The organism is Achromobacter sp. GQ309 (assembly GCF_059759315.1).
In genome coordinates this window covers 802786-829410 of record NZ_JCAXDP010000001.1, presented here as the reverse complement: position 1 = coordinate 829410, position 26625 = coordinate 802786, and the positions used below count along the sequence as shown (strand labels likewise).

The following is a 26625-nucleotide window of genomic DNA, read 5'->3' as shown; positions in this document are numbered from 1 at the left end:
TTTACCCGGGCAATAATCCTCCCCATCAAATTACCCGGATATAAATATGCCTTCCCCCCTCCCCGATTCCCACACCGCCTTCGAAGGCCATCGGATGCTGGCGGCCGGCGCCCTCGCCGACGTGGCGCTGGCCGTCAGGCAGGCGCTGAACGCGCGCCGCAACGACGCGGTGCTGGTTTTCGAGGACACGACCGGCAAGCAGATCGACCTCGACCTTCGCGGCGACGACGCGCAGATCGTCGCCCGCCATACGCCAACGGACGTTGTTGCCCCCGCGATTGACGACGCGCAACCCGGCGACACCCCGCGAGGCCGAGGCCGGCCGAAGCTCGGCGTTGTGCCCCGCGAAGTGACCTTGTTGCCTCGCCATTGGGATTGGCTAAGCGCCCAACCCGGCGGCGCGTCGGTGGCGCTGCGCAAGCTGGTGGAGCAAGCCCGCCGCGACAACGAGGCGCAGGATGCGCGGCGCCAACGCCAGGAAGCCGCCTACCGGTTCATGTCGAGCCTGGCCGGCGACCTGCCGGGTTTCGAGGATGCGACGCGTGCGCTCTATGCCGATGACCGCGATGCGTACGCCCGGCACGTCGCACAGTGGCCGAAGGATGTGCGCCGCTATGCGGCCGAACTGGCGTGGGGCGTACACGAAGGGTCTTCCGAAAGCGCTTGATCCCGGCACGGGTCCGCGCCGCGCTACGGCAAGACTTGCCAAGCTGTTGCAATTGAACCCTGGAGAATCGCGGACCGCGGGCGTAACGTGAAAACGCGGCATATGCCGCGTTGCCTTTGCAGGTGCGCACCATGACGCCCACGACTTCCCGCCCCGATCCCCATCACGCGGCCCCGGCCGCCGCGCCCGACACGCATGCGCCGCCGCATGCGGAAAAAGAACGCGCAAAGTCCGATCACCAGCACGAAGAAGCCCGGCGCAAGGCGCTGGTCGGTTCCGAGCACAAGGAGAACACGCGCGCCGTTGCGGCGCCGCGCTATCACGGACATCGGGGCGGCTGAAGGCGCCGGTTCCCGCGCTTGCCGGCCGCGCGCATTTCGACAGCGCGCTCGTCGGCAACGCGCCCCGCGGACCGCCCGAACGGGTTTTTGCGGTATGTTTCTGCAAACCCCGACGGATCCCGACGATGCAGTCCGACGAAAATTACCTTCTCTATGACGGCGATTGCCCCTTCTGCTCGAACTACGTGCGGATGATGCGGCTGCGCAAGGCCGCTGGGCCTGTCGCCATGCTGAACATGCGCGACCATCCCGATCTGGCCGCGCACCATCGCGCGCAAGGCTATGACCTGAACCAGGGCATGCTGTTGCACCTGGATGGCCGCGACTACTGGGGCGCGGACGCCATCCACCGGCTGGCCTTGCTCAGCACGGGCAGCGATGTGTTCAATCGCCTGAACGCCACCATCTTCAGCAACGCGTGCCTGTCCAAGGCGCTCTATCCCTTCATGCGCACCGGCCGCAGCCTGACGCTGACGTTGCTGGGCAAGAAAAAGATGCCTTGACACGCTTGCGGCGCAATTTCCGCACAATGCTGACGGCCAGGCGCACGCCTGCGGAACGCTCGTCCGCCAGTAGCAGGCCGGCCACCCGCAAGCCTATACACCCTGACAAACGGAACTGACCTGATGATCTATTTCTTTGGCGCCCTGCTTCTCGCGTCTACGCTGGCCGCTGCCGTCTACCGCCGCATGCAGCGCAGACCCGAGGACTCCGGCCGCGCCATGTCGCGCGACATGCTGTCGGGCGCCGCGATCTTCGCATTCATGGGACCGGCCGTCGCCATAGTGCCCATCGCTGTGACCATGTCGATCGGCGCCCAGGATCCGGAACTGCTCCTGTTCGGTCTCTATGGGCTGCCGTGGGCGTATCTGTTTGGCGGTGTGCCGGCGCTCTTTTGCGGGATGACGGCGGGCGCGCTCAAGCCAGTCGCGCCGTCCTGGCTGGCAGTCCTGCGCATGGGGCTCATTGGCGCGGCGTATGCCTTTGTCTTTTTGCTGACGTTCGGCAGCCGGGACAGGTCGTTGGCAGCGCTGGGATTTCCGCTGTTCATGGGCGCCCTGCCCGCCGCAGTCGCCGGTCTGCTGTGCGCGCGGGTGTTCTACGGCAAGCCGGTCGCTATTCGCTAGCCCAATTCAAATCCGGCGACGCGGCGCCGTGCGCGTGAAAGTACAACAGCGCAGACGCTGCCTTGGAACGGTCCACGCACTGGTACTGCGGATAACTGCCTGATTGTCCACCCGCCACCAGGTCCTGGTCGTGATCTTCGGATTTGGCGGGGTCGATCAGCGTGTGGATCCGCGTGTCGCCGCCGGATGAGATGAACACGACATAGGCGCCGTCGCCGCCACCGCCAATCGACATGACCGTGTCGTCATCAATCACGAAGGCGGTCGAACTGAAGACCGCGCCATCCAGTCTGTCAAGGGCGGCGAGCAGGTCGCCCTCGGTCGGGGATTCATGGGCGCGGGTCTGTTCCTGGTCGCCTTGACGCATTTCTTCGATGATTCTGACGATTTTCACGGTGCTCCATTCGCCGGCTAGCGGCGCGTTGAGGGGTGGTCGCATGCAAGGGATCACATGCAAGGGGAATCACGGCCGATACTACATTGGCCGCGATCCAAGCCGCCATTGACCACGCTGGAACGTTAGCGAATCACTGAGCGCGCGACGTGCGCGCGAAGAAGAATCGCAGCATCTCGGCCGTCGCATCCGGACCGGTCCGATCCGTGTAGGACCCTTGCTCCGAGCCGCCTGCCCAGGCATGGCCGGCGCCGTGGACATCCCAGCGTTCGGCGACGATGTTGCCCGCCGCATCGCGGTATACATGCTGCGTGCTGTCGCGCATGCTGCCCGCGCCCGCCACGCGAACGGTTTCGACACGCGCGTTGTGCCCGACGCTGGCCGCGATCACGTTGCCGGCATTGGCGGGATTGACGGTGGCGTCGCGATCGCCATGGAACACGATGACCGGCACGCCGTTGCCGGCCGGTGCGGCGGGTTTCAGGCCCACGCCCTTCATGGCGGACAGCGCCGAAGGCAGGTCCGTCGCCGCGCCAGCGGCCAACCCCGAATGCACACCTGCCGCCGCATACAGTTCGGGATAAGCGCCAGCCAGAATCGCTGCCATCGCCCCGCCCGCCGACAGTCCCGCGACATACACGCGCGTGGGATCAATGTTGTGGGCGGCGATCACCTCGCGCGTCATGCCCGCAAGGATGGACGGCTCGCCCCGGCCTGGCTGCTGGTGGTTGTGCTTGAACCAGTTCCAGCACTTCTGCGGATTGGCGTCGCGCGATTGGATGGGATACAGCACATGGAAGCCCTGCTCGCGCGCAGCCGCATTCATGGCGGTGCCCGCGGCGAAATCGTCTGCGTCCTGCGTGCATCCGTGCAGCATGACCACCAGCGGACGCGGCGTGCCATCCGGGTTGGGCGGCACATACAGCTTGTAGGCGCGCTGCCCGGACGAATTGCGGAATGACCCCGCCGTGAACGTATCGCCCGCGGCGGCCGGTTTTGGGGCGGACTGCGCAGCGTCGCCGGAAACGTGCGGCGCCGCGCTGGAAGCTTGGGCGGTATCCGGAACTTCCCAAGCCTCCACGTCGATGACGTCGGCATCGTCCTGCCGGGCAGGCGCGGCAGCCAGGCCGTTTCGCAGGGCGGCCTGAATGGCGGCGGTTGCTGCCGTCAGATCGCCGGCTTGGGTGAGCTGGGTAGCCCGGTGCATGAGGTGCTGAAAATCAGGGTGCATGGCGTGACCTTTTTTCGCGCCGCGGGGATCAGCGGATGCGCTGACGCAGGGCGGCTTTGACGGCGGGGCTGGCATGTAGCGCCCCCAGTACCGTCAGGGATTCGATCGTGGCGAGCGCAAGCTCGGGCGTGACGTCGGAGGCAATGGTTGCCAGGCCCAGCACCCGGATCTGAAGCATTTCGCCCGCGGTCTGGACCGCGAGCAAATCCTGGGCGGTGTAGTGCTGGATACCCAGCACCAGCGTCTTGCGGCTGACGGCCTGGCGCACGGCGTCGCCGTGGGTGGCAAGTTGATTGCGGATGGCCGTGCGGATGAGGTCCGTGCGGTTGGCGTAGAACCCTTCCTGGACGAGCAAATCAATCTGGCCCAGGTCGACATAACCCAGGTTGATGGTGATTTTTTCGTCCGCAGGCTTGGGCGTGGAGGCGAGTTGAGAGGTGCGAGGCGGCATGGATCGAATCATAAATCATCCACTTGGATGGTCTATGGATGTTTCAACTTGATATATCCGCGAATGGACAACCCAGGGAATGGAAAACCCCAGGATTACGGCGACACCCGCAACCTGCTCATTGTGGAAATCGGCAAGGACTGGGCCGCCCGCCCGGACGACAAGATCGAACACTGGTTGGCCAGCCACGTCGGCGCGCCGTTGTCCGCGCCGAACCGCCCCAAGCGCCGCTAGATAGAAGTCTGGCTCACGCCTGTCCGGGGCTTCCGACAGTTTCCGGGCTGTTTCGCTTGGCCACGCGCTGCAGAAATGCATCCAGCGCCGGATTATCGTGCTGCGCGTGCCAGGCAAGGTACATGTCCGCGTAGAGATCGCGCTGGCCAATCGGCCGGAACACGACACCTTCAAACCGCAGCTCGCGGGCGGAATCTGGCACGAGGCCCACGCCCAGCCCGGCTCGCACCAGCGCCAGCAAGGTATGCGTCTGCCCGGCGCGCTGCACATACTGCGGCTGCACGTCCGCCAGGCCGAAAGCGCCCACGATGCGGTCGTAGAAGTACTTACCTTCCCGAGGCGAATACAGCACGAATGGCTGCCCCTGCAGCAACCGCAGCGGCACGATGGCGTGCTCGCACAAGGGCGAATCGGCGGGCAGCGCCAGCACCAGCGGTTCACGCTCAAGCAGGCGCGACTCGATGCCTGCCTGTTGCGGCACGCTGCGCGCCAGGATGGCGTCCAGCTCGTGGGCCAGCAGCAGGCGGCTCAGCTCGGTCGTCACGGTTTCGCGCAACTGGATCTCCACGCCCGGCAGCAGCTTGCGCGCCTGCACGATAAGCGACGGCATCAGGCGATACGAAGCCACGGCCGTGAAGCCCAGCCTGATGTGGCCGGCTTCGCCGCCGGACGTGCGGCGCGCGGTGGCGGCGGCCTGCGCCGAAAACTCAAGCAAATGGCGCGCGTCGCGCAGAAAGCGCCGTCCGGCGGCGCTAAGCACCACCTGCCGGCTGTTGCGCTCGAACAGGGTCACGCCCAGGTCCTGCTCCAGCAGCTGGATCTGGCGCGAGAGCGGCGGTTGCGTCATGCACAGGCGCTCGGCGGCGCGGCCGAAGTGCAATTCTTCGGCAACCGCAATGAAGCACTCGAGCTGGCGGAATTCCATCGATTCAATCCTTGAATTGATTGATGCTATTTATAGCTCGAACGGCTATCCATGGACAGGCATCCCTATACTCGGCTGCAGGGCTGGATTCCGGCCCGCGAAGCATCAGGAGCCTTACCCGCAGCACCATTTTTTTGCGGCCTTGCCGCCATCAACGCCATAAAAGAGAAAATCCATGGAGACAAAGAACACCGCCCGGATTCGCGTCCGGCTCCTCGCCGCGGCGCTGGCCCTGGCTGCCACCGCCGCCTTGCCGCACGCGGCCAGCGCCGCAGGGTACCCGGAACGCCCGATCAATCTGATCGTCCCCTTCTCACCCGGCGGCGGCACCGACATCTCAGCGCGCCTGCTGGCCGCGGCCCTGGGTGAAAAATTCTCGTCGTCGGTGGTGGTGGACAACCGCCCGGGCGCCGGCGGCCAGATCGCCGCCGACCTGGTGGCCCGTTCGCAGCCCGATGGCTACACGCTGCTGTTCGCGAACTCGGGCATGCTGGCGATCAACCCCTGGATCTACAAGCTGCATTCCGACCCGGTGAAGGCGTTTGCGCCCGTGTCGCTGTTTTCGGACCTGCCGTTCGTGCTGGTGGTGCCCGCCAGCCTGCCGGCCAAGAACGTCGCGGAGCTGGTGACGCTGACCAAGTCCCAGCCCGGCAAACACACCTTTGCCAGCTCGGGCACGGGCGGCGCGCCCCACCTGTCCGGCGAGATCTTCCAGGAAGCCACCGGCGTGGATCTGGTGCACGTGCCCTACAAGGGCGGCGGCCCGGCGATGACCGATCTGATGGCCGGACGCGTCGACATGTTGTTCGCGTCGGTCCTGGAGACCATGCCGTATGTCACGGCCGGCAAGCTGCGCGCGCTGGCCGTGACCGGCGCGACTCGCTCGCCCGCGATGCCGGACGTGCCCACCATCGACGAAGCCGGCGTCAAGAACGCGCAGAGCGGCTCGTGGACGGCAGTGCTGGCGCCAGCCGGCACGCCGCAGGCCGTGATCGACAAGCTGTCCGAGGCGATCCGCGCCGTGGCAGCCGATCCCGCGGTCAAGGCCAAGCTCGAATCGCAGGGCGCCGTCGCCCACGGATCGACACCCAAGGAGCTGCAGGATCTGGCCGCTAGCGAGCGCGAACGCTATGGGCAGATAATCAAGTCCCGCAACATCCAGACCAACTGATTCCGGTCCCGGCCCGCCTCGGCGGGCCTTTCCTTCTTACCTATATAAGCCGTATCCATGACTGCATCCCTTCCCGCCTCCGCCGCCGATCTGCTGATGGTCGGTCCCCTGCTGCCTGAACTGGTGGCCGACCTGGAATCGCGCTACCGCGTTCATCGCCTCTGGGAGGCCCAGGACAAGGCGGCGCTGCTGCGCGAACATGGCGCCGCCATCCGCGGCATTGCCACCAGCGGCCGCTTCGGCGCGACAAAGGAATTGATCGACGCCCTGCCCGCCCTGGAATGCATCTTCAGTTTTGGCGTGGGGTACGACACCATCGACATCGCGGCGGCCAAGGCGCGCAACGTCGTGGTCACCAACACGCCGGGCGTGCTGGACGCCTGCGTCGCCGACACGGCATTGGCACTGATGCTGGCCGTCTCGCGCCGCATCGCCGAAGCCGACCGCTTCGTGCGCGCCGGCCGCTGGCCCACCGAAGGATTCGGCCTGGGTTCGCGCATGACCGGCAAGCGCTGCGGCATCGTCGGCCTGGGCAACATCGGCCTGCAGATCGCCCGCCGCGCGCAGGCCTTCGACATGGAGATCCTGTACACCAACCGCAAGCCGCGGCCAGACGCGCCCGAGGGTTACCGTTATTGCCCGGACATCGTCGAGCTCGCCGCGCAATGCGACTTCCTGGTGCTGGCCGTGCCGGGCGGCGGCGCGACGCGCCACATGGTGAATGCACAGGTGCTGGACGCCCTGGGTCCGGACGGGTGGCTTATCAATATTGCGCGCGGCACGGTGGTCGACGAAGCCGCACTGGTGGCGGCGCTGCAGAACAAACGCATTGCCGGCGCCGGCCTGGACGTGTTCGAACACGAACCCGCCACACCCCCGGAACTGAACGCCATGGACAACGTGGTGATGCTGCCGCACATTGCCAGCGGCACCCACGAAACGCGCCGCGCGATGGCGGACCTGATGCGCGCGAACCTGGATTCGTGGTTCCGCGAAGGCCAGGTGCATACGCGCGTGGTGTAACGCGCAACAGCTGACTAGTGAGGCTTGCGCGGCCTGCCGGATTGACCGGCAGGCCATTTTTCAGGCCGCTTCCACGGCCGGCGGATCGATGGACCGTTGCGGGGCGGGCATGGTGCGATCACAAAGTGCCCAACCCGATGCCGGGTTGCGCCGATCGTGCAGATAATCCCAATTGGCGCCGCATTCGCCGCACGTGAATGCCTCGTGCGAGACGCCGCGTTGCGCCAGGGGCAACGACCGGACATGGCCCAGGCTGATCAGGTTTTCATGTCCCGGCGCCCCCGCCTGATCCACGGTGATGGCCGCGCATTGGCCGCACAGCATCGCTCCACTCCCTTTCATTTTGCTTTCACGGAATGGTACGGACGACGGAGCTTCAAAGGCTCAACAATTCTCACATTCGGTATTGCGGAGTTACCCGTTCCCACGAAGTGGGCGCCATTGCTGTAAACACCGACGCCTGCCTCTCATCCCGGCGGACTATACTGGATAAATAAACAGTATTTTCCGCCATGCCGTTCAAAAACCCCCTTTCCCACGCCGACCTGCGGTGCATCCGCGAGCGTCAGCCCTGGAACCCCGATGTGATCACCCTGCTTTGGGAGGTCAAGCGGCTGCGTTCGATCCTGCTGCGCGCTTATCAGCTATCCGGCGACTTCAAGCGCCCGGCCGGCATCACCGGCGAGCTCTACGACGATTTCATACGCGACCTGCACCGCGAACCCTGCGTGCTGGAGCGCGACGACATGAAAGACGCGCTGCTGGAACCCTCCAACCGGTTGCGCAAGGGGATGGCTCCCAGATAGCGCTGGAGCGCAGACGGGCGCGGGAGTATCGTCAAAGGCGCATCCTGGCCCAGAACGGAGAAGTCCCATGTCTGACCATTCGCAAGCAGATTTGGAATCCGGCGCGTCACAACAGGGCAACCTCGTCCAATTCCTGCTGTGGATTGCGGCGCGTCCTCGAACCTACGCAGAGACCATGGAAGCGTGGCGTACCCACTGCCCCAGGCTGTCGGCCTGGGAAGACGCCACGGCGAATGGCTTGATCGACATGACGCAGGAGCAAAGCACCGTGAAGGGCGAAGCCGTCTTGGTGCTGACGGAAAAAGGCCGTGCGCTTCTGGCCTCCCATGCGCCGATTCAGGGTGCGCAAGCCGGACCCGACGGGTCCTAGCGTTTCTCCCCGGCCCACCCCATTTCCATCGCTGGAATCTCGCCTGCGCTGCGCTGAATCGTCCTTCAGCGTCTGCGCCCTCTCCTGGCGCGCCGGACACCGCTCCCCCCCGGACTTACCCTAAGTCCTTGAAATAACTCGCGGTAATTAAAAATGCGCGGTCATTCGCATCTAGGGAATTTACTTATGCCTTTTTAGTATTTGTAGGGTGCATACTTGAGCGGCCAGAATTCGTCCTTGGCATAAATCAAGACCAATGGAACTCCGTCAACTCGAGGCCTTTGCGGCCGTCATGTCCACCGGCAGCGTCACCGCGGCCGGACGGCTGCTGGGACGCTCGCAGCCGGCGATCAGCCGGTTGTTGCAGGAACTGGAGGCCGAGATCGGCTATCCCCTGTTCGCGCGCAGCGGTCCCCGCGTGACGCCGACCGAACAGGGGTTCCTGCTGTATGACGACGTTGAACGCGCACTGACCAGCCTGCAGCAGATCCGCGGCCGGGCCGATGAAATCGCGCGCGGCCAGGCGCAGCCGCTCCTGGTGACCGCCACGTCCGCCCTCGCCGCCGGTCTGGTGCCCGCTGCCCTCAAACGCATCGAAGACCGCCTCGGCGCCGCACGCGTGCAGTTGCGCAGCGCCTCGCCGGAACGCGTGGTGCACGCCGTGCTGTCGGGCGCCGCGCAACTGGGCGTGACCAGCCTGCCGCTGGAACACCGCGGCCTGACCGTGCACTGGATTGCCCAGGCGCCTTGCGTCGTCGCCCTGCCCGAAGACGATCCTGTGGCGCAGCATGCCGTGGTGCCGGTGTCGGCCCTTGCCGGCCGCCGTCTCATCACCATGGCCAATCCCTATCGCCTGCGCCGCCGTCTGGACGCGGCCCTCTCGCACAACGTACAGGCGCTGGGCACCATCGAAACCAATTCGTCCGTCAATGCCCTGGCCGCCGTCCGCGCCGGGCTTGGCGTGTCGGTGCTGGAACCCGTGACTGCCTACGGCTCGCCGGTGGCGGGCGTGGCGATCCGGCCCATCGACCTGGACATCCCCTTCTTTTTTGGGGTCATCACCCCGCAGTCGCAAACGCTGACGCCGGCCTGCCAGGCCATGGCGGACGCACTGGCCGAAGCCGCCGCAGCCCTGCTGCCGGGCTTTGTGCTGCACGACGCCTGCGAGCATTCGGCGCTGTTGCAGTCGATCTACGGCGATGACGCCCCTGTTATGGAAACACCCGCATCATGAATCTGCCCATCGCCACCCCGCCGCAAGGCCTGCCCGCCCTGGAGGCGCGCCTTCGGCAAGACCTGTCGTGGCTGGAACTGCCCGCCAAGAACTGGGTGACGCCCCGGCTGGTCGATGGCCAGCAGGTGCTGGACGTGGCCATCATCGGCGGCGGCATGGGCGGTCTTGCGGCGGCCGCGTCGTTGAAGCATCTGGGCATCGACGCGCCGATTTTCGATCAGGCGCCCGAAGGCTTCGAAGGCCCGTGGGCCACGACGGCTCGCATGGAGACGCTGCGCTCGCCCAAGCAACTGACCGGTCCCGCGCTCGGCCTGCCCGCCCTGACCTTCCGCGCCTGGTTCGAAGCGCAATTCGGTCTGGACGCGTGGGAAGCGCTGGACAAGATCCCGCGCCTGCAATGGATGGACTACCTGCGCTGGTACCGCCGCGTACTGAGCCTGGACGTGCGCAACGAACACCGCATCCTGTCCGTGCAGCCGCGCGCCGACAAGCTGGTGGAACTGGACATCCAGTCGCCCGCCGGGCGCAGCACCGTCCTGGCCCGCCGTGTCGTGCTGGCCACGGGCCGCGACGGCCTGGGCGGCGCCTATGTGCCTGACTTTGCAAAGAAACTGCCGCGCGACCGTTGGGCGCATTCGTCCGACGTGATGGACTACAACACGCTGGCCGGCAAGCGCGTCGGCGTCGTGGGCGCGGGCGCATCCGCCATGGACAGCGCGGCGACCGCGCTGGAAGCCGGCGCGGCCAGCGTCGACCTGCTGATCCGCCGCAACGACATCCCCCGAATCAACAAGGGCAAGGGCGCGGGCAATCCAGGCCTGACCCACGGTCACCTGACGCTACCCGACGAATGGAAGTGGAAGATCCGCCACTACATCAACGCCGCGCAGGTGCCGCCCCCGCGCGGCAGCACGCTGCGCGTGTCGCGCCACCCGAACGCCTTCTTCAACCTGGGCTGTGGCGTGCTGGACCTGGCGCTGATCGATGATGAGATCCACGTCACCACGCCCAAAGGCGTGTTCGTGCTGGACTTCCTGATCTTCTCCACGGGCTTTCGTATCGACTGGACCGTGCGGCCGGAATTCGCGCCGCTCGCGCCTCACGTGCGCGCCTGGGGCGACCGCTACACGCCACCCGCCGGTGAGGAAGACCAGGAACTGCATGACTCGCCCGACCTGGGCCCCGTCTTCGAACTGCAGGAAAAAGTGCCCGGCGCCTGCCCCGGCCTGGATCGCGTCCACTGCTTCTCGTACCCCGCCGCGCTGACGCAAGGCACGATCTCGGGCGACATCCCCGCCATCAGCGAAGGCGCCAAGCGCCTGGCGCAAGGCATCGCAGGTCTGTTCTACCGCGAAGACGTGGCCACGCACTACGCCAACATGGAAGCGTTCTCCGAGCCCGAAGTGTTCGGCGATGAATGGACCCCAGCCCCGGCGCCGGCGACCGCTTCGCAGGCGGAGACCGCGCAATGACCGCATGGCTGCTACGCCGCGTGGCGCAAGCCGCCGTAGTCGTGTTCCTGATGACGCTCATCGTCTTCGTGGGGCTGCACGCCATCGGCAACCCCGTGGACATCCTGATCGGCCAGGACGTGGACCAGGTCGACCGCGCGCGCATCATCGCTGAACTGGGTCTGGACAAGCCCCTGTGGCAGCAGTACCTGGCCTTCCTGAACGGCGCGCTGCACGGCAACCTGGGCAACAGCTTCGTCTACAACATTCCGGCGATCGAACTGGTGATCCAGCGCCTGCCGGCCACGCTTGAACTGGCGATCACCGCCCTGTCGTTTGCCGTCATCGTCGGCCTGCCGCTGGGCCTGTTCGCCGGCCTGTACCCCGACAGCCGCGCGTCCAAGATGATCATGGCCGGCAGCATCGTCGGCTTCTCGCTGCCCACCTTCTGGGTGGCGCTGATGCTGATCATGGCGTTCAGCGTGTCGCTCGGCTGGCTGCCGGCCAGCGGCCGCGGCCAGACGGTGGAGTTCCTGGGCTTCCAGTGGTCGTGGCTGACGGCCGACGGCTGGCGCCACCTGATCCTGCCGGCGTTCAACCTGTCGCTCTTCAAGATCTCGCTGGTCATCCGCCTGACCCGCGCCGGCGTGCGCGACGTGATGCCGCTGGACTTCGTGAAGTTCGCGCGCGCCAAGGGCCTGTCGCCGTTCCGCGTGGTCTGTGTGCACGTGCTGCGCAACACCATGATTCCGCTGGTGACCGTGCTGGGCCTTGAACTCGGTTCGACCATCGCATTTGCCGTCATCACCGAAAGCATCTTTGCCTGGCCCGGCGCCGGCAAGCTGATCCTGGACAGCCTGAACGCGCTGGACCGCCCCGTGATCGTGGCCTACCTGATCGTGGTGGTGTGCCTGTTCGTGACGCTGAACCTGATCGTCGACATTCTGTACAAAGTGCTGGACCCCCGGGTGCGGCTGGAGGCCACGGCATGAGTTCCGTATCCAATACCGCGCAGGCGCCTGCCCTGCGCCGCGAGTCGCCGTGGCGCCGCAACCTGACCGAGTTCCTGTCGTCCAAGACGGCGGTGCTGGGCCTGGTGGTGGCCACGCTGCTGATCCTGGCTGCCGTGCTGGCGCCCTGGATCTCGCCGCAGAACCCGTATGACCTGCTGCAGATCGACGTGCTGGACTCGCGCCTGCCGCCCGGCACCATGAACGGCCTGGAGACCTTTCACTACTGGCTGGGCACCGACGGCCAGGGCCGCGACCTGTTGTCCGGCATCCTGTACGGCCTGCGCATCAGCCTGATGGTGGGCGTTGGCTCGGCGCTGATCGCCGGCATCATCGGCACGCTGCTGGGTCTGTTGGCCGCCTACGCCGGCGGCAAGGTCGACGCCTTCATCATGCGTCTCGTGGACCTGATCCTGTCGTTCCCGTCGATCCTGGTGGCCATGATGATCCTGGCCTATCTGGGCAAGGGCGTGGGCAACGTGGTGCTGACGCTCGTGATCCTGGAATGGGCCTACTACGCCCGCACCGCGCGCGGCCAGGCCCTGGTCGAACGCCGCCGCGAATACGTCGAAGCCGCCCGCTGCCTGGACATTCCCAACTGGCGGATCATGTTGAAGCACATCCTGCCCAACTGCCTGCCGCCGCTGATCGTCATCGGCACGCTGCAGATCGCGCGCGCCATCACGCTGGAAGCCACGCTGAGCTTTCTGGGCCTGGGCGTGCCGGTGACCGAACCGTCGCTGGGCCTGCTGATTTCCAACGGCTTTCAATACATGCTGTCCGGCGAATACTGGATCAGCTTCTACCCCGGCATCGCGCTGCTCATCACCATCGTGGCGATCAACCTGGTGGGCGACCGCCTGCGCGACGTGCTGAACCCGAGGACCCACAAATGACCGACCGCACCGCCTCGGCTGGCGCGCCGGCCACGCTTGAAGTGCGCAACCTGCGCACGCAGTTCCATACCCGCGCGGGCGTGCTGCCCGCAGTGGACGGCGTCTCTTTTAAGCTGGAACGCGGCAAGATTCTGGGCCTGGTCGGCGAATCCGGCTCGGGCAAGTCCGTGACGGGCTTCTCCATCATGGGGCTGGTCGATGCGCCGGGCCGTATCGCCGGCGGCGAGGTCCTGTTCCAGGGCCGCGACCTGACCAAGCTGGCGCCGCGCGAGTTGCGCAAGCTGCAGGGCAACCGCATCGCGATGATCTTCCAGGATCCGATGATGACGCTGAACCCCGTGCTGCGGGTGGACGTGCAGATGATCGAGACCGTGCGCGCCCATAACAAGATGAGCAAGGCCGAGGCCCGCATCCTGGCGCGCGACACGCTGGGCATGATGGGCATTCCCAGCCCCGAGGAACGCCTGCTGGCCTACCCGCATCAACTGTCCGGCGGCATGCGCCAGCGCGTGGCCATTGCCATTGCCATGCTGCACCGCCCGGATCTCATCATTGCCGACGAACCCACCACCGCGCTGGACGTCACCATCCAGGCGCAGATCCTGTCCGAAGTGCAGAAGCTCGCGCAGCAGCACGGCACCAGCCTCATCTGGATCACGCACGATCTTTCCGTGGTGGCCGGCCTGGCCGACGACGTGGCCGTCATGTACGCCGGCCGCATCGTCGAACACGGCAAGGTCGACGACGTGCTGGACCGTCCGCAGCACCCGTACACCGTGGGCCTGATCGACAGCCTGCCCAGCAACAACCAGCGCGGGCAGCGCCTGCGCCAGATTCCCGGCATGACGCCGAACCTGCTGCACCTGCCGGCCGGCTGTGCGTTCGCGGCGCGCTGCGCGCGCGCCACTGCCGCCTGCGGCCAGCAACCCGGCATCACCCAAGCCTTACCCGACCACGACGTGCGTTGCTTCCATCCTTCCATTCAGATCCACCGCGAGGTGGCGGCATGAGCGCAACCGCCAACGCCCCCACCCCGCTGATCGACCTGCGCCAGGTCAGCAAGCGCTTCGGCGAACGCAAGATCGGCGCCGCCGGCCGCGCGATGCAATCGCTGGGCCTGTCCAAGCCGCCCGCCATCACGCGTGCCGTGGACCATGTCGATCTCATCGTGAACCCCGGCGAAGTCGTCGGTCTGGTCGGCGAATCCGGCTGCGGCAAGTCCACGCTGGGCCGCATCGCGGCCGGCCTGCTCACGCCGTCGGGCGGCGAGGTCCGCATCAACGGCGTGCGCCCGGCCGACATGAACGCGGCCGAAGCCCACGCCGCGCGCCTGAAGGTGCAGATGATCTTCCAGGACCCCTATGCCAGCCTCAACCCGCGCCTGCGCGTGGACGAGATCGTCGGCGAAGCGGCGCGCATTCATGGTCTGGTCGGCAACGGCGACTTCGACGACTACGTCAGCGCGCAACTCGAGCGCGCGGGCCTGGACCCCGCCCTGCGCCAGCGCTATCCGCACCAGTTCAGCGGCGGCCAGCGCCAACGCATCGGCATTGCCCGCGCGCTGGCCGTGCAGCCGTCCATGCTGGTCTGCGACGAGGCCGTGGCCGCGCTGGATGTGTCGATCCAGGCGCAGATCCTGAACCTGTTCATGGACCTGCGCGAAGAGCTGAACCTGACGTATCTCTTCATCAGCCATGACCTGGGCGTGGTCGAACACCTGTCCGACCGCGTCGTCATCATGTACCTGGGCCGCGTCGTGGAAACGGCGACGGTGGAAGAAGTCTTCCAGCGTCCCAATCACCCGTACACCCAGGCGCTGCTGGCCGAGATTCCCACCCTGAAGTCGCGCCACAAGACCTTTACCGCGATCAAGGGCGAGATCCCCAGCCCGCTCAACCCGCCTACCGGCTGCCATTTCCATCCGCGATGTCCGCACGCGATGCCGCGCTGCAAGACCGAGGTTCCCACATTGAAGGGAATCGCCATCAACCACCTAAGCGCCTGTCACCTGAACGACATGGCCTGACGATCAATGACTGCGGCACGACCGCCGCGGTCAATGGACCCACTCCGTTCCCCCTCTACCAAGGATCCCGGACAATGAAACGCCTGATTCTCTCGACCCTCACCGCCGCCATCCTGGGCGCCTCGGCCGCGGCCTCCGCCGACAACCTGTCGATCGGTTTTGCCGACCCGCTGTCGTCGCTGGACCCGCAGTTGAACAACCACGCCGGCGACCGCTCGGTGGCCCTGCACTTCTGGGACCTCCTGATCGAGAACAAGTGGAACAAGCTGCAGCCGGGTCTGGCCGTAAGCTGGAAGCCGCTGGACAACACCACCTGGGAGTTCAAGCTGCGAGAAGGCGTCAAGTGGCAGGACGGCACGCCGTTCACGGCCGACGACCTGATCTACTCCTACACCCGCGCCCGCGGCGTGCCCGGCAGCGTCGCCACCTACGCCGGCTACCTGCGCACCATCGACACGATGACCGCCAAGGACCCGCTGACGCTCATCGTCAAGACCAAGGCCCCGAACCCCGACCTGCCCCTGAACCTGGCGTCCATCCACGTCGTCAGCAAGCACGTCGGCGAAAAGTCGTCGACCGAAGACTACAACTCGGGCAAGGCCATGGTCGGCACCGGCCCCTACAAGTTCGTCTCGTACACCCCCGGCGACCGCGTCCTGATGGAACGCAACGACGCCTACTGGGGCGACAAGCAGATCTGGGAAAAGGTCAACTACCGCTACATCAACAACGCCGCCGCCCGCACCGCCGCCCTCTTGGCCGGCGACGTGGACGTGATCGACAAGGTCTCGGTGTCCGACCTGGCCAAGCTGCAAAAGGCCTCGAACATCTCGGTCTACCCGTACGACGGCCTGCGCGTCATGCTGCTGCAACCCAGCTTCAACCCCGCGCCCAACCAGTACATCACCGACAACAACGGCAAGCCGCTGGACAAGAACCCGCTGCTGGACGTGCGCGTGCGTCAGGCCCTGAACCTGGCCATCAACCGCAAGGCCATCGCCGACCGCATCCTGCAAGGCGCCGCCACCGAAGCCAACCAGTGGATGCCCAAGGGCACCTTCGGCTACAACCCCGAAATCAAGGACATCCCGAACGATGTCGCCCAAGCCAAGAAGCTGCTGGCTGAAGCGGGCTTCCCGGACGGCTTCAAGCTGACCATGCACGTTCCCAACGACCGCTATCCGCAAGGCCCGGAAACGGCCCAGGCGGTCGCGCAGTTCTGGACCCGCGTGGGCGTGAAGACGCAAGTGGAAGTCGTGCCGTGGGCCGTGTACTCGGGCCGCGCCAACAAGAACGAATTCGCCGTCAGCATGCTGGCGTGGGGCAACGGCACGGGTGAAGCCAGCTACGCGCTGGTCAACATCCTGGCCACGGTCGACGCCAAGAAGGGCCTGGGCGCGTCCAACTGGGGCCACTACAGCAACGCCAAGGTCGACACCGCGCTGGAGCAATCCACCTCGGAATTCGACGTGGCCAAGCGTGAAGCCATCCTGCGCGACTCGGTCAAGCTCGTGTCCGATGACGTCGGCATCATCCCGCTGTTCCACTACAAGAACATCTGGGCAACCAAGAAGGGCCTGAAGGTCACGCCGATGACCAGCGACCGCACGGCCGCCATGATGGTCACCAAGGTTTCGGACAAGTAAAGCCATGGCGCCGACCCTGACCATCACCCCCGCGGACGCCCTCATCGACGTCCCGCGCCAGATCCGCGTCGAACACGTGGCGCCCGGCGCGACCGTCGAGATCACCGCCCTCACCCGCCGCAACGGCGTGGTCTGGCAAGCCCAGGCCGCCTACACGGCGGGCGAGGACGGCGTGGTTGACCTGACCCGCGAAGCGCCCGATTCCGGCGACTACACCGGCTTGTCCCCGATGGGGCTGATCTGGGCGCAGTCCCCCGAGGACGGCAAGAGCCGTGAATACTTCAACCACCCGGTGACCGACGCGTTGGTCACCGACGTGGTGGCTCGCGTGGAAGGCGCCGAAGCGCGCGCCAGCTTCACGCAACGCCTGGCGTCCGACGGCGTCACGCGCGTTGAAGTCCGCGAGGAAGGTCTGGTCGGCACCCTGTACCTGCCCGCCGGCAGCGCTCCGGGATCGCATCCCGCCGTCATGATCCTGAACGGGTCCGGCGGCGGCATCAATGAACCGCGCGCCGCCCTGTACGCCTCGCGCGGCTACGCCGCCTTTGCGCTGGCGTACTTCAAGGCGCCGGGCCTGTCGGACTACATTTCCAACACCCCGCTCGAATACTTCCAGACCGGACTGCGCTGGCTGCGCAAGAAGGTCCAGCCCAAGCACGACTTCGTCGCCATCAGCGGCCAATCGCGCGGCGGCGAACTGGTGCTGCTCTTGGGCGCCACCTTCCCCAAGGAAGTGTCGGCGGTCGTGGCCTACGTGCCCGGCGCTGTCGTGCACAGCGGCCAGAACGCGTGCGATCCCAAGATCGGCCGCGAAGGCCCGACGTGGCTGCTGGGCGGCAAGCCCATTCCCCACGTCTGGGAAAACAACCGCACCGCCACCTGGGCCCCGTTCGATGAAGGCCCCGCGCCGCATCGCCACGAGAAGGCCATCCTGACCGCGCTGCAAGACCCCGACGCCGTCGCCCGCGCCCGCATCCGCGTGGAAGACATCGAAGGCCCGGTCATGCTGCTGTCCGGCACCGACGACGGCTCGTGGCCGTCCAGCCTGTATTCGAAGATGGTGCAGGACAAGCTGGTCGAGGTGCAGCACCCATACCCGGTCAAGTGGCTGGATTACGAGAACGGCGGCCACTCGATCCTGTTCCCCTACGTGCCCACCACGCAGCTTGTGTACGCCCACCCGGTGTCGGGCAGGATCAGCACCAGCGGCGGCAACCCCAAGGACAACGCCCGCGCCGACCAGGAATCCTGGGAAGGCGTGACGTCGTTCCTGGATGCAGCGGTGAAGGCCAAGGGTGCGGCGGCTGCGACTGCGGTCGACAAGCGCAACGCCGGCTGAAAGAAACTTTAGGAGAATTCCTCAATGGCACAACACCCCATCGTCTACGACATCAACAAAGACCTCGTCGACCAGCTCGTGGGCCTGACGCCCGGCAGCCAGACCTTTGACGTGCGCCACAAGCGCGACAAGGTCGCCGCCGCCACGCAAGGCAGCTACGACGCCCTGTTCGACCCGGCCCTGCCCGGCCTGTCGCTGGCCGACCGGCTGCTGGTCGCGCTGTATGCCACGCGCATCACGCCGTCGCCGCTGCTGGCTGCGCACTATCGCGCCCGCGCCGTGGAAGCCGGCGCCGCGGCAGCGGACGTCGCCGTCGCCGAATCGGGCAAGCCGGCCGACGCCGCCAACCCGCAACTGGCCGCCGTGCTGGAATTCACGCGCAAGCTGATTGAAAAGCCTGTCGAAGGCGACGAGGCGGCGCTGAAGACGCTGCCGGCGGCGGGGGTTTCGACGCCCGCTGTTGTCACCCTGTCGCAGCTGATCGCCTTCCTGTCGTATCAGACGCGTCTGGTGGCGGGGTTGGTGGCGATGAAAGCCGCTGAGGGTCAAGGCGCCGGTTCTGCTGCCGCGGAAGCGACTGCCGTCATCAACCCCGGCAACACCGAACCCGGCGACGTCATCAAGGCCCACGGTTTCACCAACGAAGTCCTGGAGTGGAAGGCCTGGCTCGACGTCGTCAACGTCGACACCGCCACGCCCGAACAGATCGCCGTCCTGGAAGAAAGCCACCCCAAGGCCAAGGTCTCGGACTACTACCTGTTCCTGGTCCACCAGCCGGAAATCCTGCGCCAACGCTCCACGGCCTTCAACGCCATCATGTACGCTCCGGGCGGCATGTCGCGCGCCGAACGCGAGCTGGGCGCCACCGTGGTGTCGCGCGTCAACGGCTGCGTGTACTGCGCGTCGGTGCATGCGCAGCGGTTCGAGCAACTGGCCAAGCGCAATGACGTGATTGGGCAGGTGTTCGAGGATCCGATCACGGCTGGCACGACCAAGCGTGAACAGGCCATTGGGAAGTTCTCGATTCAAATCACCGAAGCGCAGGCTGACGTGAACGCGGCCAGCATCCAGGCGCTGAAGGACGTTGGATTGAATGAAGGCGAGATCCTGGATCTGCTGCATTCGGACGCGATCTTTGCGTGGGCGAATCGGTTGATGCTGAATCTGGGTGAGCCTGTCTTCGTGACGGTCTGAGGCGCTCCCTTGACCTGCGTGTCTGGCGCCGGCCCTCAGGAAGAGCCGGAGTCAAACACGCAGAGGGGTAAAATGCCTCTTTCCGCACCTCTACGCGCCCCGCCCCAGCGGGGCGCTTTGCCTTTCCCCATGTCCGAAAAAACCCACGACATCCGCCCCGGCCAGTCGATCGAACTGCTCAAGGCTCTGCACATCCTGACCCGCGACGGCAAGATGAACCAGGACAGCCGCCGCAAACTCAAGCAGGTCTACCACCTGTTCCAGTTCATCGAGCCGCTGCTCAAGGACGTCCAAGCGCAACGCGGCGCCGTCACACTGGCCGACCACGGCGCGGGCAAGTCGTATCTCGGTTTCATCCTGTATGACCTGTTCTTCAAGGATCAGCCCGAGGCGCTGAAGAACGGCTCGCACATCTTCGGCATCGAAACGCGGGAAGAACTGGTGAAGTCGTCGGAGGAACTGGCCAAGCGGCTGGGCTTTGGCGGCATGTCGTTTCTGAACCTGTCGGTTGCGGAATCCATCACCTCGAACAAGCTTCCCGCATCGATCGACGTCGTTACCGCCCTGCACGCCTGCAATACCGCCACCGACGACGCAGTTCATTTTGCGTTGGAGAAGAAGGCCAAATACATCGTGGTCGTGCCGTGCTGCCAGGCGGAAGTGGCTTCGGTGCTGCGGAAAAACAAGGCAAAAGCGCTGGCCGATCCGCTGGCAGAGATCTGGCGGCATCCGCTGCACACGCGGGAGTTCGGTAGCCAGATTACGAATGTGCTGCGGTGCCTGCAGCTCGAAGCCCATGGGTATCAGGTCAGCGTGACCGAACTGGTCGGCTGGGAACACTCGATGAAGAATGAGCTGATCATTGCGCAACACAAGAATCTGCCGACTCGCAAGCCGGCTGAGCGGTTGACCGAGATGTTGGACAGGATCGGCCTACAGGAACTGAAAGATCGATTTTTCTTGCCGCAAGCTGCATAACACGCAAAAGGACCACCAGCGGCGATGAATTTTTCTCAATACCTTGATCGGGTTCGAGCGGTATGCGACGCGCACGGTCACGCGCTAAACCTAAACCCGGGCGCGGCGGAATCGATGTTGGAAGCGGTAGAGGCGGAACTTGGCTTCCTTATCGCTGCGGACGCCCGGCAGGCTTGGCTTCGTGCCAACGGGGCCGAGCGCGATGTGCCGGTGTTCATGCAGCCGGGCTATCTGACGGCTTATGATTTTCTGCCGTTGGAAAAGGCGATTGCGGCACGAGCGCGTATGGCGGATCGAGCATCGCGATATGTCGGATACGCTGAACCGGAGCCGCGAGATGCGCGCATCAGGGACGGCTGGTTTCACCAGGGTTGGCTGCCCTTCGCCAGTTTCGGCGGCGCAACACTGCTGCTGATGATCGACCACTCGCCCACCGAGGCTGGCACACCGGGGCAGATCATCGCCTTCACCCATGACCCGGACCAGATCACCTGGGTGGCGCCGAGCTTTGAGGCGCTATTGATGGGGTCGATTGCCGAGATCGAAGCCGATCCGGAGGAGTTTCTGGGGGAGTATTAAGCAGTATCTATGAGCCCCGACAAGACAGAGCGCACGAAATGCTGATGATCCTTATCTTTCCCCTTGTACTCGTGGGCGTCCTGACGATCTGGCTGGCTTGTGTGGTGAAGGGACGCTCGGTCAAAAGAGCGCCGCCTGCGCTTACCGTTACCCTCTTGGCATTGGTACTTTGCTATGCCATGGGATTGATAGTGATATCACTTGACCCGTGGTTTGACGACAACGGCGTACCGGAATTCATCTCCTGGAAATATCGTTGGGCATGGGCGGCGTCGATCGCAGGCTGGCTCGCAATTGTTGTCCTGCCTGCGGTGCTCGGACTTCGGGCAGTCTTCCTTTCGCGTGCTCGGAAGCAGTTGCCGCTTGCATGAACGCCACCGGGTCCAAGATTGAGAGGATGCAAAAGAAAGGCCGTGACTTGCGCCACGGCCCCAGGCATCGGCTAACTGCGTCACCCTACCTATGCCCCAACTTTTAACGCGATTTAGCCGCCGCTGCTTTATCCAGATTACTCGCCGCAGACCATCATGAAATCTGAAGCTGCCGGTCTACAGCGAGCGCTCGCTGGGAACGGAATATGGATTTATCAGCGGTTCCACCTGCAGCACATCGCATGCTGCAGGCGTATGAAACCACCGCGGCAATCATTACGGAAATAAGACTACTTCGAATCTTTTGGGAAACTTGGCTGACTGGCCGTGATGAATGATCGGCTTCGGTAGATAAAACGCCGAGCGCGTTTTCAGAATGAGAGCATTTTGAAATTCTGCCCAGCACCACGCTGACCGGGCGCTGGGCATTCTATCGGGGCGAGGCGTCAGGTATTCGACGATCCCGGCCGCGTCGCGTTCAAGTACCCGCGCAGCTGCACCGCGGCGGGATCAGGACGCCTTCACCAATTCAGACAAGCCGCGGGCCGCATCAGTCTCCGGAGCTTCGACGCAACCGATCAGAAGACTGTTTATTCAACCGTTTGGCTTCGTCTTCCGCGTAATCTTCCTCGCCCGACTCGTACTGGCCTTCATAGCCGCAGCTGCTGCGAAGCAATCCGCACTCGCCCACGACCGAGCAGCCCGAACTCATGGCGGCAAGAAACAACACAACACCGTAGCGGCTTAACGTTTGAATCGACATATCGCTCCTTGGGAATGGGTCTGGCATTCGTCACACATAGGATGCCATTGTGCAGGGGCGAAGATGTGTCGGCAGGCGCGCTGCGGCGTTTCGAATTGTCTCTGGCTGTAGGCTGACGATTGTCCACGCCCCTGCGCAGTCATAGATGCCGATGGCTGCAGCCCATGACCTGACCCGTCAGTTCGCCGATCAAGCCCGCCAATCCTTCCGCACTCTCGCGATCCAGTCCTTCGCATTGCACCATCCGGAATCCCATCGCCAGGCTGTAATGCCAATCGAGTTCAAGGATGCGATAACTGCGTCCGCTTTCCTCGCATTGCCATTGGACGGCCGGGTTCTCGTAGGCTTCGCCGATGAAGTCGATGTGCGACTCGGCGGGCATCGGCATGGCGGGTTCGTTCGATCCCGGCACGCTCGGCGCGAAAAGATTTTCGCCGACCATGACGCGGGGATTCGGCCCATCGAAGGCCAGCAACATGAGCGGAAAGTGTCTGGGATCGGCGTCGTAATCCTCTCTGACAGCATCGCTCAGGTAGGGTCTGGCCGCCGGGCCGAGGCAGTATTGGACGCTGCGCCATGACGCGTCATCTCCGTCGAAACCGTCGTCGTTGTTGGCGCGGTAGGGAATGGTGTCGCCATGCGCCGGCAGGACATAACCCCCTTCCAGCAGCCGCGCTTCCAACGCGGGCCAATTGGGCGGCGGCAGATGGAAGTCGCGGGGGAAGATGAATTGATGGTGTTCAGACATGGGCGGAATCCGAAAGCCGTGAGGGTTTGGCGATGTCAGTTAATGACGAGCGCGTACTGAAACGGTGATGCCGGAGTATTACAGAAATAGGTGCCGGACCAAACCCGCCCGTATTCAGCCACCCCGCAAAGGAGGACAATAATCGCCGGAACGAACGGAGCGAATCCATGCGCGCTTTCGTGCAAAAGCCCAAGGCGGCGGTTCACAAAGGGCCGGCCGCAAGCCGCAAACGGGACGCAGCGGATAAGCGTGCAGCGTCGCGCACGCCGCCAGATGAGGCTGCGCGCGATACGAAACTTCAGCGGTGGCGTCCGGTTCACGCGGTCACCGCGATATCCGTGCATCCCCCCGGCACGCACCTTGAGATCAGCCATCCCGGCGACGCGTCAGAGCAGGAAGCGCATCGCATGTCCGAACGCGTGATGCGCATGCCGCAGTCTCAAGACGATCAGGCGCACGGCGCCGTGCCGTCCACCTTGCAACCCACACCGGTTCCACCGCCTCCGCTTTTGCGGCCGGCTGACCCGCACAACGCCGCATCGCTCGATGACGTTCCCGGCCTGCGCGACGTGCTATCCATGCAAGGCCGTCCCCTCGACGCCCATACCCGCGCCTTCATGGAGTTTCGTTTCCAGCGCGACTTCAGCCACGTCCAGCTGCATTCCGATGCGCTGGCGACTGATTCTGCAAGGGCCGTTGAAGCCCGCGCCTATACCGTCGGCCATCACATCGTTCTGAACGCGGGTCAGTACGCGCCGGGCACGACCGCAGGCCGAGCGCTGCTGGCGCATGAGCTGGCGCACGTGGTTCAGCAATCGTCGATGAGCACGCACGGCGCCCGTCTTCTCCAGCGCGACGCAAGCGGTCCGACCTATGGCAATCTGCCCAGGGATCTGCCGGCGCCGGGATCGTCGGGCGAAGTCGTCCGGCTCAGGAACGTCAACGGCACGTGGAAGGAGGTCGGCCCAAAGTACGTCCGCACGGCGCGCGGCAACTATGACTTTGTAGTGAAAGACGGCGAGATCTTCGCCGTCAAGTCGAAGAGGACGGTCGGCGGCGGATATGGTCACACCGAAGCGGCGCGCGGCGAACGCGTCAACTGGGCGGGTCAAGTGGATTTCGAGAGCGGCAAGGTCAAGACCTGGAACGATGGTACGGGTCACTATCGATCCTTATCGACCATGCGCGACCCCGCCGTGCGAGCCGGGCTACCCGACGAAAAGTTCGTTCAGCACCCGGATAACGTGGGACGCCCCCGGCCAAGAGGGTCCCTGCCCCAACTCCCCGTCGAACAACCCGCCACCAAACCCCGCATTCCCGGCGAACAGCCCAAGGTCCCCGCCGGCCCGCCTCGGATGGAGGAATTTGAACAACGCTTCGGCAAGAAAGCTGCGTCCGCGCCCGCCACCACCGCCGCCCTGGCCGAAGAAGCCGGATCGGTCCTGAAAGTCCAAGGCCGCGCGGCCTCAGCGTTGAGCAAGATCGGCAGCGCCGCCGGCTGGGTGGCGGACTTCCTGATGCCCGGCCCGCAGGACGCGATCATGCTGATGGTGCAATTTGCGATGACCTACGCCGAGGCGCAGGAAGCGGCGCGCGCGGAAGGGATGCGCACGGGCTTCGGCCACGGCCTTAGCGCTGGATTGCTGCGGTTAAGCCGAAGCTGGATCGGCGACAACCTGGCGCCCAGGGTCATCAGCCGCAGCGTCGCGAGCGAGGTGGCGGCTACCACCGGGTATCGGGAGAAAGGCATGGTCCAGGGCCTGGTGGCGGGCATCTCGTTTGCCGAGCGGCTCAATGCGGATCAGCGCAAGGCCCTGCTGAAAGAAGCGACGCGTGCCATGCGGGCCAAGGGTGATGACGTGACGTTACGCGCACGCTGGGAGCGTGGTTACACCGCCAACGACATCATCGACCTGTCCGTCGCACTGGCGCCGCGAATCGACGAAATCCTGGAGGAAGCGCGCAAGAACGAGGAACTGCGCCAGGCGGCCGAGGAGTGGGAAAAGCTGAAGAAGTATGGGCCGCTTCTGCCACTGGCGCCGTTGTTCGAGCAGTAGCCGCTGTGGCATAGTCGCTGTGCCCTGCCCGACCGCTTCTTATCCATGCGCAACTCGCCCGATCCCTTCGCCCCACCTCGCAAACAGCGTGCTGCAAAATCCAATTCGCTGCTGTGGATACTTGAGCCGCTCGAAAGCGACGCAAGCTTCACGCATCGCAAGATGTTCGGCGCCGACGCCGCGTATCTGGACGGCTTGCTGTATCTGATCGTCGCCGATCGGGAGGACCCGTGGAATGGGGTCATGGTCTGCACGTCGCAGGAACGTCATGCGGCGTTGCTGGCGGACATTCCCGACCTCTTGCCGCATCCGGTGCTGGGAAAGTGGCTGTACTTGCCGCAGTCGAGCGAGTCCTTCGAATCGACTGCGGCAACGCTGGCGGCATTGGCCGTGGCGCGCGATCCGCGCCTGGGCGTGGCGCCCAAGCCGAAGGCGCGGCGCAGCAAGGCGCGCACGATCGGCCAATAGGCCGCCTGAACGCCAGACCGCCGGTGCGTCAGTCCCCCACCCGCACCACCAGCTTCCCGAAGTTCTTGCCTTCGAGCAGACCGATCAGCGCTTCGGGCGCATTCTCAAGGCCCTCGACCACATCCTCGCGCCACCGCAGCTTGCCCTCGCGGATCCACTGCCCGGCCACGTTCAGGAACTCGTCTTCCTGTTCCTTCGGAAAATCGAACACGATGAACCCCTTCATGGTGATACGCCGCGAAAGGATCTCGCGCATGGTGGCGGGCAGGCGGTCGGGACCGCTCCGGTCGGCGGGGCCGTCGTTGTAATTGGCGATCAGGCCGCACACCGGCACGCGGGCAAAGTCGTTCAGCAGCGGCAGCACGGCATCCCACACATGGCCGCTGACGTTCTCAAAGTACACGTCGATGCCGTGGGGGCAGGCTTCGGCCAGCTTCTGCGCAAAGTCCGGCCCATGGTGGTCCACGACCACGTCAAAGCCCAGCTCTTCCTTCACAAAGGCGCACTTCTCCGGCCCGCCCGCGATGCCTACGACGCGCGCGCCCTTGATGCGTGCAATCTGGCCGACGACGGAACCCACCGCGCCGCTCGCGGCCGCGACGACGACGGTTTCACCTGGCTTGGGTTGGCCGATGTTCAGCAGCCCGACGTAGGCCGTCAGACCCGGCATGCCCAGCACGCCGAGCGCGGTCGAGAGCGGCGCGTTCGCGGGATCGAGCCGGCGCAGGCCGGTACCGTCGGACAGCGCGTAGCGTTGCCAGCCGGCAGACGACAGAACGATGTCGCCTTCGCGCCAGTCGGGATGACGCGACGTATGAACACGGGCAACGGTGCCGCCGACCATCACATCGCCGATTTCCATGGGCGTGGCGTAGGATTTTTCGTCGCTGACGCGCCAGCGCATGTAGGGATCGAGCGACAGGGTCTGGACTTCCAGCAGCACCTGGCCGTCGGCCGGTTCCGGAACAGGCACGCGTTCGACGCGGAAATCGGTGGCTTTGGGGCGGCCGACGGGCCGGGAGGCGAGGACGACGCGCAGGTTTTGGGGTTGTGTCATGGTGGATGGTTCCTTGAGTTGAGTCGGACATTTCGCGACAAGGGTCATCCTAGGCACGCGCCAGGGTT

General features: G+C 65.1%; 31 protein-coding genes. 23 read left to right on the top strand and 8 right to left on the bottom strand.

Features of this window, described 5'->3' with window-relative positions; genetic code table 11:
* The first annotated feature begins 46 nt into the window (after nucleotides 1-46).
* From AC6CIE_RS03890 to AC6CIE_RS03875, 4 genes are all read left to right on the top strand, one after another.
* Entirely contained in the window at nucleotides 47-667 is a 621-nt protein-coding gene (locus tag AC6CIE_RS03890) for a DUF2239 family protein (RefSeq protein ID WP_498091225.1), read from the top strand.
* Nucleotides 668-798: 131 nt separating this feature from the next.
* Entirely contained in the window at nucleotides 799-1008 is a 210-nt protein-coding gene (locus AC6CIE_RS03885) for a hypothetical protein (protein ID WP_495601416.1), read from the top strand.
* A gap of 125 nt (nucleotides 1009-1133) precedes the next feature.
* Entirely contained in the window at nucleotides 1134-1511 is a 378-nt protein-coding gene (locus AC6CIE_RS03880) for a DCC1-like thiol-disulfide oxidoreductase family protein (RefSeq protein WP_218344187.1), read from the top strand.
* Nucleotides 1512-1634: 123 nt separating this feature from the next.
* The gene (locus AC6CIE_RS03875) at nucleotides 1635-2135 is read left to right on the top strand and encodes a hypothetical protein (protein WP_498091223.1); all 501 of its coding nucleotides are present in this window, start codon (nucleotides 1635-1637) and stop codon (nucleotides 2133-2135) included.
* Here the strand turns inward: AC6CIE_RS03875 and AC6CIE_RS03870 are convergent.
* From AC6CIE_RS03870 to AC6CIE_RS03860, 3 genes are all read right to left on the bottom strand, one after another.
* On the bottom strand, nucleotides 2125-2529 hold the full coding sequence (locus tag AC6CIE_RS03870) for an Imm1 family immunity protein (protein ID WP_481144638.1): 405 nt from the start codon (nucleotides 2527-2529) through the stop codon (nucleotides 2125-2127). The genes AC6CIE_RS03875 and AC6CIE_RS03870 overlap by 11 nt on opposite strands.
* 133 nt (nucleotides 2530-2662) lie before the next feature.
* Nucleotides 2663-3760, bottom strand: coding sequence for an extracellular catalytic domain type 1 short-chain-length polyhydroxyalkanoate depolymerase (locus AC6CIE_RS03865; RefSeq protein ID WP_498091221.1), 1098 nt, complete (start codon nucleotides 3758-3760; stop codon nucleotides 2663-2665).
* A gap of 28 nt (nucleotides 3761-3788) precedes the next feature.
* Nucleotides 3789-4211: a ribbon-helix-helix domain-containing protein gene (locus AC6CIE_RS03860; RefSeq protein WP_175121184.1), complete on the bottom strand. Its 423-nt coding sequence runs from the start codon at nucleotides 4209-4211 to the stop codon at nucleotides 3789-3791.
* 63 nt (nucleotides 4212-4274) lie between these two features.
* Here AC6CIE_RS03860 and AC6CIE_RS03855 point away from each other — a divergent pair, with 63 nt between their 5' ends.
* Nucleotides 4275-4445 carry a hypothetical protein gene (locus tag AC6CIE_RS03855; RefSeq protein ID WP_498091219.1) on the top strand — a complete coding sequence of 57 codons (171 nt, stop codon included), beginning with the start codon at nucleotides 4275-4277 and terminating at the stop codon, nucleotides 4443-4445.
* A gap of 13 nt (nucleotides 4446-4458) precedes the next feature.
* Here AC6CIE_RS03855 and AC6CIE_RS03850 read toward each other — a convergent pair whose 3' ends face one another.
* On the bottom strand, nucleotides 4459-5370 hold the full coding sequence (locus tag AC6CIE_RS03850; protein WP_175121181.1) for a LysR family transcriptional regulator: 912 nt from the start codon (nucleotides 5368-5370) through the stop codon (nucleotides 4459-4461).
* Nucleotides 5371-5545: 175 nt separating this feature from the next.
* On the opposite strand from AC6CIE_RS03850, the gene AC6CIE_RS03845 reads away from it, so the two are divergent.
* Both AC6CIE_RS03845 and AC6CIE_RS03840 read left to right on the top strand, forming a co-directional pair.
* Nucleotides 5546-6541: a Bug family tripartite tricarboxylate transporter substrate binding protein gene (locus AC6CIE_RS03845; protein WP_175183743.1), complete on the top strand. Its 996-nt coding sequence runs from the start codon at nucleotides 5546-5548 to the stop codon at nucleotides 6539-6541.
* 57 nt (nucleotides 6542-6598) lie between these two features.
* Complete coding sequence (locus AC6CIE_RS03840; RefSeq protein WP_498091217.1) at nucleotides 6599-7564, top strand: 2-hydroxyacid dehydrogenase; 966 nt, start codon at nucleotides 6599-6601, stop codon at nucleotides 7562-7564.
* Nucleotides 7565-7624: 60 nt separating this feature from the next.
* On the opposite strand, the gene AC6CIE_RS03835 is transcribed toward AC6CIE_RS03840, so the two are convergent.
* Nucleotides 7625-7906, bottom strand: a complete 282-nt coding sequence (locus AC6CIE_RS03835; protein WP_498091215.1) for a hypothetical protein — start codon at nucleotides 7904-7906, stop codon at nucleotides 7625-7627.
* Nucleotides 7907-8076: 170 nt separating this feature from the next.
* Here AC6CIE_RS03835 and AC6CIE_RS03830 point away from each other — a divergent pair, with 170 nt between their 5' ends.
* The 14 genes from AC6CIE_RS03830 (at nucleotide 8077) to AC6CIE_RS03765 (ending at nucleotide 21464) form a co-directional block, all read left to right on the top strand.
* Nucleotides 8077-8370 (top strand): hypothetical protein, encoded by a 294-nt coding sequence (locus AC6CIE_RS03830; RefSeq protein ID WP_175136209.1) that lies wholly within the window; start codon nucleotides 8077-8079, stop codon nucleotides 8368-8370.
* Nucleotides 8371-8437: 67 nt separating this feature from the next.
* A complete protein-coding gene (locus AC6CIE_RS03825) occupies nucleotides 8438-8740 on the top strand; it encodes a hypothetical protein (RefSeq protein ID WP_498091213.1) in 303 nt (100 codons plus the stop codon).
* Between the two features lie 256 nt (nucleotides 8741-8996).
* Nucleotides 8997-9974 carry a LysR family transcriptional regulator gene (locus tag AC6CIE_RS03820; protein ID WP_175136208.1) on the top strand — a complete coding sequence of 326 codons (978 nt, stop codon included), beginning with the start codon at nucleotides 8997-8999 and terminating at the stop codon, nucleotides 9972-9974.
* Nucleotides 9971-11446, top strand: coding sequence for a SidA/IucD/PvdA family monooxygenase (locus AC6CIE_RS03815; RefSeq protein WP_498091211.1), 1476 nt, complete (start codon nucleotides 9971-9973; stop codon nucleotides 11444-11446). The genes AC6CIE_RS03820 and AC6CIE_RS03815 overlap by 4 nt, the downstream gene beginning before the upstream one ends.
* Nucleotides 11443-12417, top strand: coding sequence for an ABC transporter permease (locus tag AC6CIE_RS03810; protein ID WP_056566643.1), 975 nt, complete (start codon nucleotides 11443-11445; stop codon nucleotides 12415-12417). Before AC6CIE_RS03815 ends, AC6CIE_RS03810 begins: the two co-directional genes overlap by 4 nt.
* The gene (locus tag AC6CIE_RS03805; protein ID WP_175136206.1) at nucleotides 12414-13331 is read left to right on the top strand and encodes an ABC transporter permease; all 918 of its coding nucleotides are present in this window, start codon (nucleotides 12414-12416) and stop codon (nucleotides 13329-13331) included. Before AC6CIE_RS03810 ends, AC6CIE_RS03805 begins: the two co-directional genes overlap by 4 nt.
* A complete protein-coding gene (locus AC6CIE_RS03800; protein ID WP_175121173.1) occupies nucleotides 13328-14341 on the top strand; it encodes an ABC transporter ATP-binding protein in 1014 nt (337 codons plus the stop codon). Before AC6CIE_RS03805 ends, AC6CIE_RS03800 begins: the two co-directional genes overlap by 4 nt.
* Nucleotides 14338-15357, top strand: a complete 1020-nt coding sequence (locus AC6CIE_RS03795) for an ABC transporter ATP-binding protein (protein WP_175136204.1) — start codon at nucleotides 14338-14340, stop codon at nucleotides 15355-15357. Before AC6CIE_RS03800 ends, AC6CIE_RS03795 begins: the two co-directional genes overlap by 4 nt.
* A 74-nt stretch (nucleotides 15358-15431) precedes the next feature.
* On the top strand, nucleotides 15432-17003 hold the full coding sequence (locus AC6CIE_RS03790) for an ABC transporter substrate-binding protein (protein ID WP_175136203.1): 1572 nt from the start codon (nucleotides 15432-15434) through the stop codon (nucleotides 17001-17003).
* Nucleotides 17004-17007: 4 nt separating this feature from the next.
* Complete coding sequence (locus AC6CIE_RS03785) at nucleotides 17008-18342, top strand: acyl-CoA thioester hydrolase/BAAT C-terminal domain-containing protein (RefSeq protein ID WP_498091209.1); 1335 nt, start codon at nucleotides 17008-17010, stop codon at nucleotides 18340-18342.
* Nucleotides 18343-18366: 24 nt separating this feature from the next.
* On the top strand, nucleotides 18367-19536 hold the full coding sequence (locus tag AC6CIE_RS03780; RefSeq protein ID WP_498091208.1) for a CMD domain protein: 1170 nt from the start codon (nucleotides 18367-18369) through the stop codon (nucleotides 19534-19536).
* A gap of 129 nt (nucleotides 19537-19665) precedes the next feature.
* Nucleotides 19666-20514 (top strand): class I SAM-dependent methyltransferase, encoded by an 849-nt coding sequence (locus AC6CIE_RS03775; RefSeq protein ID WP_498091206.1) that lies wholly within the window; start codon nucleotides 19666-19668, stop codon nucleotides 20512-20514.
* A 24-nt stretch (nucleotides 20515-20538) separates the two neighbouring features.
* Nucleotides 20539-21093, top strand: a complete 555-nt coding sequence (locus AC6CIE_RS03770; RefSeq protein WP_498091204.1) for an SMI1/KNR4 family protein — start codon at nucleotides 20539-20541, stop codon at nucleotides 21091-21093.
* Nucleotides 21094-21131: 38 nt separating this feature from the next.
* Nucleotides 21132-21464: a hypothetical protein gene (locus tag AC6CIE_RS03765; protein ID WP_217481025.1), complete on the top strand. Its 333-nt coding sequence runs from the start codon at nucleotides 21132-21134 to the stop codon at nucleotides 21462-21464.
* A 550-nt stretch (nucleotides 21465-22014) separates the two neighbouring features.
* Here the strand turns inward: AC6CIE_RS03765 and AC6CIE_RS03760 are convergent.
* Both AC6CIE_RS03760 and AC6CIE_RS03755 read right to left on the bottom strand, forming a co-directional pair.
* Complete coding sequence (locus tag AC6CIE_RS03760; RefSeq protein ID WP_175121166.1) at nucleotides 22015-22227, bottom strand: hypothetical protein; 213 nt, start codon at nucleotides 22225-22227, stop codon at nucleotides 22015-22017.
* A 139-nt stretch (nucleotides 22228-22366) separates the two neighbouring features.
* Entirely contained in the window at nucleotides 22367-22975 is a 609-nt protein-coding gene (locus AC6CIE_RS03755; RefSeq protein ID WP_175121165.1) for a hypothetical protein, read from the bottom strand.
* A 167-nt stretch (nucleotides 22976-23142) separates the two neighbouring features.
* Here AC6CIE_RS03755 and AC6CIE_RS03750 point away from each other — a divergent pair, with 167 nt between their 5' ends.
* Both AC6CIE_RS03750 and AC6CIE_RS03745 read left to right on the top strand, forming a co-directional pair.
* Complete coding sequence (locus AC6CIE_RS03750; protein ID WP_498091202.1) at nucleotides 23143-25032, top strand: eCIS core domain-containing protein; 1890 nt, start codon at nucleotides 23143-23145, stop codon at nucleotides 25030-25032.
* Nucleotides 25033-25077: 45 nt separating this feature from the next.
* Nucleotides 25078-25500, top strand: a complete 423-nt coding sequence (locus AC6CIE_RS03745) for a hypothetical protein (protein ID WP_279972042.1) — start codon at nucleotides 25078-25080, stop codon at nucleotides 25498-25500.
* A 28-nt stretch (nucleotides 25501-25528) separates the two neighbouring features.
* On the opposite strand, the gene curA is transcribed toward AC6CIE_RS03745, so the two are convergent.
* Nucleotides 25529-26557, bottom strand: a complete 1029-nt coding sequence (curA, locus tag AC6CIE_RS03740; protein ID WP_498091200.1) for an NADPH-dependent curcumin/dihydrocurcumin reductase — start codon at nucleotides 26555-26557, stop codon at nucleotides 25529-25531.
* Nucleotides 26558-26625: the final 68 nt, after the last annotated feature.